The sequence below is a fragment of the Bradyrhizobium sp. G127 genome (assembly GCF_021502575.1).
Lineage (GTDB): Bacteria > Pseudomonadota > Alphaproteobacteria > Rhizobiales > Xanthobacteraceae > Afipia.
This window is the reverse complement of sequence record NZ_JAKFGN010000001.1, coordinates 122509-134646: the sequence shown is the minus strand read 5'-3', so window position 1 is coordinate 134646 and position 12138 is coordinate 122509. Positions and strand designations below refer to the sequence as shown.

General features: G+C 61.9%; 10 protein-coding genes. 4 read left to right on the top strand and 6 right to left on the bottom strand.

What is annotated here, in order from left to right:
• Positions 1-9 precede the first annotated feature (9 nt).
• The 3 genes from hisF (at position 10) to coaA (ending at position 2190) form a co-directional block, all read left to right on the top strand.
• Entirely contained in the window at positions 10-786 is a 777-nt protein-coding gene (gene hisF, locus LVY71_RS00670) for an imidazole glycerol phosphate synthase subunit HisF (RefSeq protein WP_235097286.1), read from the top strand.
• 67 nt (positions 787-853) lie between these two features.
• On the top strand, positions 854-1177 hold the full coding sequence (locus LVY71_RS00665) for a phosphoribosyl-ATP diphosphatase (protein WP_235097285.1): 324 nt from the start codon (positions 854-856) through the stop codon (positions 1175-1177).
• 56 nt (positions 1178-1233) lie between these two features.
• A complete protein-coding gene (gene coaA, locus LVY71_RS00660) occupies positions 1234-2190 on the top strand; it encodes a type I pantothenate kinase (protein ID WP_235097284.1) in 957 nt (318 codons plus the stop codon).
• Between the two features lie 3 nt (positions 2191-2193).
• Here the strand turns inward: coaA and olsB are convergent, their stop codons facing one another.
• The 5 genes from olsB to LVY71_RS00635 form a co-directional block, all read right to left on the bottom strand.
• A complete protein-coding gene (gene olsB, locus LVY71_RS00655; RefSeq protein ID WP_235097283.1) occupies positions 2194-3252 on the bottom strand; it encodes a l-ornithine N(alpha)-acyltransferase in 1059 nt (352 codons plus the stop codon).
• A gap of 109 nt (positions 3253-3361) precedes the next feature.
• Positions 3362-5623 carry an ATP-binding protein gene (locus LVY71_RS00650; protein ID WP_235097282.1) on the bottom strand — a complete coding sequence of 754 codons (2262 nt, stop codon included), beginning with the start codon at positions 5621-5623 and terminating at the stop codon, positions 3362-3364.
• Between the two features lie 148 nt (positions 5624-5771).
• Positions 5772-6239, bottom strand: coding sequence for a hypothetical protein (locus LVY71_RS00645; protein WP_235097281.1), 468 nt, complete (start codon positions 6237-6239; stop codon positions 5772-5774).
• 132 nt (positions 6240-6371) lie between these two features.
• Positions 6372-8246: a glutaminase A gene (glsA, locus tag LVY71_RS00640; protein ID WP_235097280.1), complete on the bottom strand. Its 1875-nt coding sequence runs from the start codon at positions 8244-8246 to the stop codon at positions 6372-6374.
• Between the two features lie 218 nt (positions 8247-8464).
• Positions 8465-10003: a YifB family Mg chelatase-like AAA ATPase gene (locus LVY71_RS00635; protein ID WP_235097279.1), complete on the bottom strand. Its 1539-nt coding sequence runs from the start codon at positions 10001-10003 to the stop codon at positions 8465-8467.
• 403 nt (positions 10004-10406) lie between these two features.
• On the opposite strand from LVY71_RS00635, the gene LVY71_RS00630 reads away from it, so the two are divergent.
• Complete coding sequence (locus LVY71_RS00630; RefSeq protein WP_235097278.1) at positions 10407-10973, top strand: hypothetical protein; 567 nt, start codon at positions 10407-10409, stop codon at positions 10971-10973.
• Between the two features lie 75 nt (positions 10974-11048).
• Here LVY71_RS00630 and LVY71_RS00625 read toward each other — a convergent pair whose 3' ends face one another.
• Positions 11049-12029 (bottom strand): MBL fold metallo-hydrolase, encoded by a 981-nt coding sequence (locus LVY71_RS00625; RefSeq protein WP_235097277.1) that lies wholly within the window; start codon positions 12027-12029, stop codon positions 11049-11051.
• Positions 12030-12138 lie beyond the last annotated feature (109 nt).

Below are 12138 nucleotides of genomic sequence, written 5' to 3'. Positions count from 1 at the left end.
ACGGCAACCATGTTCAAGGTCCGTGTCATCCCCTGTCTCGACGTCAAGGACGGCCGTGTCGTCAAGGGTATCAACTTCGTCGATCTGCGCGACGCCGGAGATCCGGTCGAGGCGGCGATTGCCTATGATGCAGCCGGCGCGGACGAACTTTGCTTTCTTGACATCAATGCGACCCATGAGAATCGCGGCACGATGCTCGACGTGGTGCGGCGGACGGCGGAAGCCTGCTTCATGCCGCTGACGGTGGGCGGCGGCGTCCGCACCGTGGACGACATCCGGACATTGCTGACCTACGGCGCCGACAAGGTATCGATCAATTCGGCGGCGGTGGCCCGGCGCGAGATCGTCAAGGAAGGCGCCGAGAAATTCGGCGATCAGTGCATCGTGGTGGCGATCGATGCCAAGCGTGTGCCGCGCGCGGGCAATTCGGACCGCTGGGAAATCTTCACCCACGGCGGGCGCAAGTCGACCGGCATCAACGCCATCGAATATGCCCAGGAGGTGGTTTCGCTCGGCGCGGGGGAAATCCTGCTCACCTCGATGGACCGTGACGGCACGCGACAGGGTTTCGACATTCCGCTAACCCGCGCCATTGCCGACAGTGTGAAGGTTCCGGTCATCGCCTCGGGCGGCGTCGGCAATCTCGATCATCTGGTCGCGGGTATCCGCGAGGGACATGCGACCGCGGTGCTGGCGGCCTCGATCTTCCATTTTGGTGAGTTCACCATCCGCCAGGCCAAGGATCACATGGTCCGCGCCGGATTGCCGATGCGGCTGGATCCGTAATGCCAAATACTCAACCCTGCCAGCAGTTTGACTCCCTACCACGGTAGGGAAGTGCTAGAAGCCGAGAATGACCCGTTTCACGATCCACGATCTGGCAGCCACCATCGACGCCCGCGCGGCGTCGGGGGGCGACGCGTCCTACACCAGGAAGCTGCTGGACAAGGGCACCGATCATTGCGCGAAGAAACTGGGCGAGGAGGCGGTCGAAACCGTCATCGCCGCGGTTGAGAACAATCGCGATCACCTGATCGCCGAGAGCGCCGACCTGATTTTCCATCTGCTGGTGCTGCTGAAGTCGCGCGGCATCGGTCTGGCGGATGTTGAGGACGCGCTGGCGCAGCGGACGCAAATGTCCGGGCTCGAAGAGAAAGCCGCGCGCAAGCGCGAATGATTTTAATTTCCGGCAGGGGCGGGGACACGCGCAGGCCGGACAGGAGGGAATGGCTCATGGATGTGAGAGCCGACCAGGTCCAGTACAATCCATATCGCATTTTTTCGCGCGCGCAGTGGGCTGCCTTGCGCGACGATATGCCGATGACGCTGACCGCCGAAGAAATCGCGCGGATGCATTCCATGCATGACCGTCTCGACATCAAGGAAGTCGAGGAAATCTATCTGCCGCTGTCGCGCCTGTTGTCGTTCTATGTCGCGGCGGCGCAGCGGCTGTTCGTGGCGCAGCGGCATTTCCTCGGCATCGAGGACCGCAAGATGCCTTACATCATCGGCGTCGCCGGATCGGTGGCAGTCGGAAAGTCCACCACGGCGCGCGTGTTGCAGGCGCTGCTGGCGCGCTGGTCGCCGCGGCCCAAGGTTGATCTCGTCACCACCGACGGCTTTCTGTTTCCGAACGAGGTTCTGGAACGCGAAGGCCTGATGCAGAAGAAGGGCTTTCCGGAAAGCTACGACCTTCCGGCGCTGCTTGCGTTCTTGTCGGATATCAAGGCCGGGCGTCGTCCGGTGCGTGCGCCGATCTATTCGCATCTGACCTACGACGTCATTCCGAATGAGTATGTCGAGATCGACCGGCCCGACATTTTGATCGTGGAAGGCGTCAATGTCCTGCAGACAGGGCGGCTGCCGCGCGACGGCAAGGCGGTGCCCTATGTGTCCGATTTCTTCGACTTCTCGGTCTATATCGATGCCGAAGAACCGATCCTGCGCGAGTGGTATGTCGAGCGCTTCCTAACGCTGCGCGACACGGCATTCCGCGATCCGCGATCCTATTTCAATCGCTATGCGAAGCTGTCCGACCAAGAGGCAACCGAAAAGGCGCTGTCGCTCTGGACCGGCATCAACCTCGTCAACCTCGAAGAGAATATCTTGCCGACGCGACCGCGGGCGACGCTGATCCTGAAAAAGGGCAGCGACCACGTCATCGAGACAGTTTCGTTGCGGCGGCTATAGAATTTACGCCGCGTGGCGGGTGGCATCCGCGCCGAAGTGATCGAGATAACGTCCGGAAATCGCTGACACCGGCATCACAATCAGGACGTCGGTCGTGCCGAACTGATGGTCGATCACCGCGCCGTCGCCGACGAAGGCGCCGACCCGCAGATAGCCCTTGATCAGCGGCGGCAGCATCCGCAGCGCCGCCTTGGTGTCGATGCTATCTTTCGCGATCCTGTTCATCTCCACCCGACGCGACGGATGCGCGCCGGCGCGCCAGCCTTCTGGTGCTGACGCGAAGTGATGCAGGAAGGACAGCGGCAGCGCGAGACGATCCGGATCGGTGCCCTCGAAGCTCGCGCAGCCGATCATGACATCGAGATTGTGCCGGCGCACGTAGCTCCACACGCCGTGCCACAACAGCTCGACGGTGCGCTTGGTGCGATAGGGCGGTAGCACGCACGAGCGGCCGAGTTCGAGAAACTTCAGGTTGGATTGCCGCGCCATCAGGCCGGAAATATCGAATTCGTCGCCGGTATAGAAGCCGCCATGTTTCTCGGCCACATCCTGGCGCAACAGGCGATAGGTCCCCACGACCGGCTGCTTGCCGCTCATGGTGGGTTTTGCGGCGTGATCGATGACCAGAAGATGATCGCAGATCTTGTCGAACGCATCCTTGTCGCGCTGCGCGAGCATCGTCGCAGCATCCGCAATGGCGGAGCCGTCCTTGTAGAAAACCTTGTAGCGCAGCTTCTGCGCGCGCTTCACATCCCCCTTGGTGCGCGCAAGGCGGACTTCCAGCGAACCGATCCTGCCGAGCGTTGGGGAAGCCGGCTGCAATCCCTCCAGCACGTTCGGAATCGCTTCGCCCCGCAGGCTTGGATGCAGAAGGTTTGGCATCAGCCATGTCGCCGCTGCGGAGGCAGCCGATTTCGCATTCTCGGACCGGAACATCTGGACCAAGGCATTGCTGCGAAATGCTTCGAGCGGACTTCGGGCGCCTACACGCTCTGACGATTGCCGCTGAACAGATTTGAGAATGACATCCGGCTTGATGCCAGCCTGTTCGTTGCCGTCCATGACGTCCTCGCGGCCGCGCGGATTGATTCGTCAGGCGCGACCTGAGGCATCAATAATCACGGTCGTGATACGGATTTATGACATCGCGGCAGCTGCCGCGGAACCGCGACTATGCGGCGATCGTTCGTGCCGCGGTAATTGTCGCCAGCGCTTCGGTAAGCTTGTCGCGGTCGAGCGGCTTGACGAGGAAGCCGTCCATCCCCGCCTCGAAACAGGCGTAGCGATCGTCCACCAATGCGTTTGCCGTCAGCGCGAGTATTGTAGTTCGTGGCGAACTGCGGACCGCTTCATGCGCGCGAATTCGTTTGGCTGCGGCAATGCCATCGAGTTTTGGCATCTGGATATCCATCAGCACCACATCGTAAGGCGTTCCGGCGCCGTCGGCGGCAAGCCACGATTCGAGCGCCTGTTCGCCGTCGGTGGTGATGACCGGACGATGATCCATGCGCGCCAGCAACGAGCGAATCAGCAGCGCGTTGATCTCGTTGTCTTCCGCGACCAGAATCGATAGCGCGCGCGAAGGTGTCACGGACGGCGCAGACATGTCCGCAGCTTCAATTTGCATCTCCTCACCGCCGGGCAGCTCGGGCACCAGCGCCGCACCCGAGGGTGCGAGACGCTCGGCCAGCGAAGCGGCGCGCAACGGTTTCACCAGATAACCAGTGAACAGCGCCATCATCGCCGGCGTGATCGCGCGGCGCATGGCGGGGGTAAACATCGCGATCCGGTGCGTCGCGTGGCGCAGCGCTGCTTCGCCGAGGTCGCGCATCTGCGTTTCGCCGCCCATGCTGTCGACGAGAATGGCGTGCCACGCGCGTTCTGGCAGCAAGGCAAGCGCGATGGATGCATCCGCCACGGTACAGGTCTGCGCGCCCCAGCGCTCCAGACGTCGTGCGATCAGCGACGCCTCGATGCTCTGCGGCCCCACCAGCATGACGGATCTATCGGTGAGGTCTGGCGCGATGAAGGGCGGGATGGGGCTTTTGCCGGCATCGGTGGCGGGCAGCGGAATTGAAAACGCGAACGTCGCACCATCGCCCTCGACACTTTCCAGCGTGACGCGTCCGCCCATGCGCCGCACAATGCGATCGCTGATGCTGAGACCCAATCCGGTTCCGCCGTAATTGCGCGCGGTGCCCTCGGACGCCTGCTCGAACTCGCGGAAAATCCGCTGCTGCGCTTCCGGTGCGATTCCGATGCCAGTGTCGCGTACGATGAAGCTGATCTCGCCGGACCAGATTCCCGGCTCGACGATCAGCGCAACACCGCCTGAGGGCGTGAACTTGATGGCGTTGCCCGCAAGATTGAGCAGCACCTGCCGCAGACGGGCGGCATCGCCGATCACGTTCGGCGGTAAGCGCTCGTCGATATAGGACGCAATCTCGAGATTGCGCGCCTGCGCGCGCGGCGCGAGCAGTTCGGTGATGTCCTCGATCATGGCGGCCAGGGCGAACGGACGCTGCTCCAGATCGATCTTGCCGGCCTCGATCTTGGAGAAATCAAGCAGTTCGTCGATCAGCGCCATCAGGGCGTCACCGGAGGTTTTCACGGCTCTGGCATAGGTGGCCTGTTCGGCGGTCAATGCCGTATCGAGCAGCAGGTTGCTCATGCCGATAATGCCGTTCAGTGGCGTGCGAATTTCGTGCGACGCCATAGCCAGAAACTTCGACTTCGCACGGTTCGCGGTATTGGCGAGATCGCGCGCCTCGGCGAGGGCCCGCTCGGTCTCGACGCGATCGGTGACGTCGCGGCCAACGCATTGCAGGTCGGCGGGCTGATGCGCGTCGCTCCGGATCAGGCCTTCGCGCCAGGCAATCCAGCGCGGACCCAGCGGACTGTCGATCTGCTGGTCATGAACGCGCACACCGTTAGGCTCTAGAGCCATGGTGCCCTGTGTCAGAACCGGCAATGTAAATCGCGTGCCGATCAGGGCTTCGCGCGGCTTGTGAGCCAGCGCACAGTAGGCGTCGTTCACCGAGGTAACGATGCCGTCGCTGTCGCGCAGGACGATCAGGTCGCTCTGTGACTCGAACAGGCTGCGCGCGTGCTCCTCCGCACCTTTCAGCTCCCAGTTGCGATCCGCCAGTGCCTCGTTGTGCAGCTCGATCTTGTGCATCTTCCTCTTCAGCCAGCGCATCCGCATGCTGAGCGTGGCAAGCGCAAGACAGGCCAGTGCGAACAGAAAACTTGCGCCGATTGCGAAAGCCTGGGGATCGTAACCGGACGACTCGCTCCGGCTTCCTGAAATAAAGCCATAGGCGCCGCCGAAGGCGGCAGAAAAAATCGTCAGCGAGCGGAAAGTAAAACTTATCCGGGGATGCCGGCGTGCAAAGCGGCGAAGGCGTGATCTGATGCGTAAAGCCCGCAACATAAGTGTCCGCTCCGCCGTTGGATCATGTGTCTGGAAGGTGTTCGCAACAATGTGTGGGGGATGTTTCGAAGTGTTTGAAGCCCCCGGGGATCGCTTGGCGCGATACAAACATGACTAACGGGGCGTTAACGCCGTCGCGGGCGAGGCGTCATGTCGCGCGATCCGCGAGACGAACCCCGCGCCCTGCCCCGACCACAAGAGCTGCGGCGTCACGCACGCTGAATGTCCGGGATTGCACGAAAATCCGGTAGTCTGCGCTGCTGCTTTGCGTCAGATAGATCACCGGTTCAGATCCAGAGACATGATCGGAAATGCTGACGAACGATGTTTCAGCGTTAACGCTGCAACTGTCGTCGGCGTTGGCGATCCGCATGTCGTCGATCACGGCGAAGTCCGCCAGGTCGGCATGATCGACGATCTGCACGCGCACCGTCGCAGTCTCGGGATCGTCAGTGAAGGAGACATGAAGCGGGTTTTGCCAGGGGGCCGTCGCGATTTGCATCGAGGCCCGGCCAAGGGCGATGCAGGGTCTTGCCTCCGGGACGAGTTCGCCGCCAGCGACCACGCCTGCAAGCAGCAATGGAACGGCCGAAGCCAGAATCTTTACACGCAACATGGAACGCACTCACAACAATCGCGGCCAGGCCGCTTATGGTTCCTGAAGTGTAAAGAGAGATCGTTACGGAAGCGTTTGCGGCCGGCCGAAATCGCGTCCGCAAAATCCGCCGCGGAGGCGGCCCCCCTGAGATCAATAGGAGCTGAGAAGATCGACCTTGGCGTTCGCAAGGACGAGACGCCGGGCCAGCAGCGCCGCAAGATTCCGCGCGATATGCAGGCTGATGGTCGGAAAAAGCATGCCGTAGTCGACCAGCTCATCGAGCGGCACTTCAAGGCACTGAACCGGCGTATCCGCCCAGACATCCGCTGTCCGTTCGCGGTTGATCATCGCCATCTCGCCGAATTCCATTCCCGGCCCAAGCGATGCCAGTCGCACCCCGCTCGGCAGCTTGACGCTGACCATGCCGCGCTGAATGAAAAAGATGGAATTGGCCGGCTCGCCTGCACCGATGATTTTCGCGCCCGCCTGGTAATACCGCGTCGTCGAGAACCTGGTCAGGGTCGCAATCTCGTCTTCCGTCAGGTTGGACAGCAGCGCCTGCTCGCTGAGATGCGTGGTCTCGACCGTGTTGGTGAATCCGCCGTGCCTGTAGATGACCTGATCCTCGGCCCATTCGATCGCGTCGTCCAGCAACTGAAACTGCCGGACCCTGGATGTCTTCTCGATGAAGGCGTAAAGCGATTTCAGCACCTCCGATCCGGAATCGAACCCGGTGAGGATCGCGGTGACGCCGATGTTGCCCAGGATTGTCAGGTTCTCTCCGAACAGGCGCGCGCCCGCGGCGGACACATTCGGCACACGCCGGAAATCGAGAATGAGAAGCGGAGCGTTCGGCTGCGTGTCGGCAAGCCTGCGGGTGATGTAATCGATCGCCGCGAAGTTGAGGGCGCCGACCATTTCGATGACGCGGATGTCGTCGTGCCGCTCTTCGAGAATCTGCTGTTCATGCGGCTGGCGGCTGCGGCGGGACGATACGCTGGAGATGTCGTAATCGGCGATGATGCAGGTGCGGACGTCGGCGCTGCGATTGAGCATGTGCAGGTTGAAGCGCGCCGACAGTGCTTCGCACACTTTAAGTCCGCGCACGCTGTTGCCGTGGCTGTCGAGACACGGAGAAAAAGTGCCCAGCCCGATCTGGGACGGCAGCGCCGCGACGATGCCGCCGCCAACGCCGCTCTTGGCGGGAATTCCCACGCGGTAGATCCACTCGCCGGCGTAATCGTACATGCCTGAACTGGTCATCACGGACAGCACGCTCGCGACCGTATGCGGCGCGATCACATGGTCGCCGGTCACCGGGTTGACACCCCTGTTCGCAAGCGTCGCCGCCATGATCGCAAGATCGCGCGCGGTCACCAGCACCGCGCATTGCTTGAAATAAGTATCCAGAACGGCATCCACGTCGCTCTGCACGACGGCGTAGTTATGCAGGAGCCAGGCGATGGCGCGATTGCGATTGCCGGTGGCGCGTTCGGAGAGATAGACCTGTTCGTCGACGTCAAGATCGCGGCCCGCGAAGCGGCCCAGCGTCTGCCGGATGCGCTCGTAGGCGTTAGCGCCCTCGACCTGATAGATCAGGCCGGAGCAGGCGATCGCGCCCGCGTTCACCATCGGATTGAACGGCTTGTTGTCCGGCGTGAGCCGGATCGAGTTGAAGGCTTCGCCGCTCGGCTCGACGCCAATGGCCGCTTCGACGCGCTCCGGTCCGAGCAGGTCAAGTGCGAGTGCGAACACGAAGGCTTTCGAGACCGACTGGATCGTGAAGGGCACATTGCTGTCGCCGATCTCGTAGACGTGGCCGTCGATGGTGGCCACGCTGATGCCGAAATGCGAAGGGTTCGCACGCGTCAATTCGGGAATATAGTCGGCAAGCGCACCCGAGTTGTCCGCGCTGAACTCGTCATGACAGCTTTGGAGAAATCGTTGCAGCGGCGGCTGCGTGCCATAGCCTCTCTGTCTTGCGCGGCTGTCGATTATGGTTGAGCGGGCTGAGATGGCGTCCACGGGTGCATCCTTGTTTGCCGAAATTCAAGCAATCCCTGTGCCATCGATGGAACTTGCATCGCCTCTTGCCGGACGCGGCGCACGCTCGACGCCCATGTTTTTGCCATCCCTGCGCGCACGCACGAGGATGGTGCCGTTGTCAAAATACGCCGATATCGTCCTTGATCCCACACGCCACGGTAGCGCCGGCCGGAGTGAAGCGATGTCCGGAGCCGGTCTCAGGCCGCGCGCCGCAGGTCTTCAGCCAGCGCGCGATAGGACAGTGCTTCGGCGAGATGCAACCGTCCGATGGTGTCCGCGCCGTCGAGGTCGGCGAGGGTTCGCGCCACCCGCAGCACGCGGTGATAGCCACGCGCTGACAGCCGCATGGTTTCAGCAGCGTCGCGCAACAGCTTCTGACCCTGCGCGTCGGGACGCGCGATGTCTTCCAGCACGGAAGCAGGTGCTTCCGCATTGGTGCGGATGTGCGGCAGGCCCGCGGAGGCGTAGCGCGCGAGCTGGATCGCGCGCGCGGCCGCCACCCGCGCGGCGACTTCGGCGGAGCCTTCGGCTGGCGCCGGCAGGATCAGGTCGGATGCTGCGACGGCCGGCACTTCGATCCGCAGATCGATGCGGTCCATCAACGGGCCGGAAATTCGTCCCTGATAGTCGGCGGTGCAGCGGTCGATCCGGCCGCGCTTGCAGGAATAGCCGGGTTCGTAAGCGCTGCCGCAGCGGCATGGATTCATCGCCGCCACCAGCATGAAGCGCGCCGGATAGGTCACGCGATGATTGGCGCGCGAGACAGCGACCTCGCCATTCTCCAGCGGCTGGCGCAGTGAATCCAGCACCCGCGCGTCGAACTCGGGCAACTCGTCGAGAAACAGAACGCCGTTATGGGCCAGCGAAATTTCACCGGGTTTCGCGCGCATGCCGCCGCCGGTCAGCGCGGCCATGCTGGCTGAATGATGCGGCGCGCGGAACGGGCGCTGTGCGGTGAGCGCGCCGCCTTCGATCTCGCCGGCAACGGACGCTATCATGGAAATCTCGAGCAATTCGGACGGTGACAGTGGCGGCAGGATCGAGGGCAACCTTGCGGCGAGCATGGATTTGCCTGCACCCGGCGAACCGATCATCAGCAAATGATGCCCACCGGCCGCGGCGATTTCGAGCGCGCGCTTGGCGCTTTCCTGGCCCTTGATATCGCGCAGATCGAGTGATGCGATCTGGCGCTCGGTGATTTTCGGTTCGGGCCGGGACAGAACCTGGGTGCCCTTGAAGTGATTGGCGATCTGAATCAGCGAGGATGCTGCGACGATCTGGATCTCCGGGCTGGCCCATGCCGCTTCCGCGCCGCAGGCTGCGGGACAGATCAGTCCCTCGTCGCGCGCGTTGGCGCCAATCGCAGCAGGAAGCACGCCCGCAACCGGTGCGGTCGAGCCGTCGAGACCGAGCTCACCCAATACTGTGAAGCCGGACAGCGCGTCGGGCGGGATCGCGCCGATGGCGGCCATCAACCCGAGGGCGATGGGGAGATCGTAATGGCTGCCTTCCTTGGGCAGATCGGCTGGCGCCAGATTGACGGTGATTCGCCGGGCGGGAAGTGCAAGGCCCGATGCGATCAGTGCCGAGCGCACCCGCTCCCGCGCTTCGGACACCGCCTTGTCGGGAAGGCCGACGATGGTGAAGGCAGGCAGTCCCGGCGCGACCTGCACCTGCACGTCCACCGCGCGAGCCTCGATACCTTCAAACGCCACTGTGGAAACGTGCTGAACCATTGCTCTCTCGCCCCCACATGAAACCTAGCAGGTACGGTCGCCAGCGCAAGAACATTAAGGGAACATCGTTGGGGCGACGCAGTCTCCATCGCAGCGGAAGGCGACCGGAGGAACATCGGTATCTAAAGAATAGAATCAATAATTATCAAAGTAATTGAAAGTATTGAATTGCTTATATTGAAATTTTTGCCATAATTTATTTGATATTTTATCCTTAACCAAGTATTAATACATTCGTTTACTTAGGCTGGGTTCCATTTACCTTGTTTTCGTCGCCACGGAATCAAGGAAGAAGAAAATGCGCCGTCACGCTCGCCCAGTTCTCGGGCCCGCTTTGGTTCTGTTGCTGGCAATGGTCGCATGGCCCGAGCGTGGCCCTTCAACAGTTGCCTCGGACGCTGATGTGAACGGCCCCCGGATCGTGCAAGCCGAGCGAACGCGCAGTCCGCTCCGGCTTGTTCCCGGAGAGATGGTGGTCTGTTCGCGATCCACGCCCGCTGCGGAGCCGCTCGATCCCCCCACCACGTCTGCGTTGAAGAGTACGAACAAGTTTCGTGCGGGTGAGCATTTCCGGGAAAACGTCGCGCCGGGAGCTGCCGTCCGGATCGCGTGGCTCGGCGCGACATTCATGCACCGCTTCGCGATCAAAATTGAAGACGCCGCCGGCGAAACACCGATTCAATTTCACACATTGCTCAGGCCGTCGCGCAATCAATCCATCATCGACGAACTCGAAGACAGGCACGAGACCGCACTCGGCGATGTGTGGTGTCTCCTGAGGCGGCAGCCGAGTGGCGAAGCCGGAATCCTTCTTACCAACGCCGCCCCGAATATCTTCTATGTCCGCGATGGCTTCGGCAAACTCGGCGCTGTCGATGCGGTGTGGGGAGGCGCCGGGTGGGAGATCGGAGCAAGCCCGGTGGACGGTGATCGCCCGTGGCCGTCCGGCGCGCGTGTGCTGTCAAGATAGCGCTTGCGTCTGCCCTTGAGTGAAGAGCATTACGCGGCGGCTGTAGTCGCTGCCGCCGCGCAAATCCTTGCAGGCCTAGAGCTGCATGACCATCGGTTCGGCGATGTAGCGGAAGCCGTCGCCGGCTTTCACCACATGGCCATAGCCCGGCCATGCGAAGTGATAGGACATCACCGCCGTCTTGTTGGCCGCAAGCATGTCGAGCAACTTCACCCGCGTCGCGGCCGCCATTTTCGGATCGGAATCGTAGGCGAACTCCATCCGCGGACGTTCCAGCAACAGCACCTGATGATGTGTGAGATCGCCGAGGAAGGCGAACGACTTTCCTTCAGACTGGATATTGAAGATGTGGTGGCCGAAGGTATGGCCCGGTGCCGAGATCGCCGTGATCCCGGGCAGGAATTCCTGACCGTTCTTGAAAAACACAATGCGGTCGCGCACGGGCAACAGGTTCTTTCGGGCGTGGACGATGAAATCCTTCAGTGGTCCATCCATTTTCTTTTCATCGGTCCAGAAATCGAGATCCTCCTGGCTGATGTAGACTTGCGCGTTCGGAAAAAGTGGCTTGCCGTCCGCGCGGACGATGCCGCCGATATGATCGATATGGGCGTGCGAACATACGATGGCGTCGACGTCCTCAGGCTTGAGACCGGCTTCAGCGATGCTCTTCTGCAGGCGGCCGGTGGTTGGTCCGAACAGTTTTGACGTGCCCATGCCGGTGTCGAACAGGACCACGCGATCGCCGAAGTTCACGATCGGCGCATTCTGTTCGAGAATGACGTTGCTGGCGCTGAGGAAATTGTCCGTCAGCATCTTCTGCACGTCTTCCTTGGGGACACCTACGAATGTGCCGGACGGATCGCCGAGTGGAAGCGGACCGTCGGACACCACAGTGACTTCAGCGCCGCCGAGCGTGAAGCGATGAAAGTACGGAGCCTGGGTTCCAAGCTTCGGCGCGCGCGCCAGCGCGCCACCACTCATCATCGTTGCGCCAAGTCCGGCGCCAAGTCCTGCACCAAGAGCAAGGAGAGATCGTCGCGAAACATCGAGTGTCATGCGTACCTCCGTTCGGCTTGTTGTTTGTGGTCTGCTGCCGCGACCGGATTATGATCCGGCGCCATCAACTGGCAAGGAGCGGCGCAGCAACGCATGCCACGGCCCAGAG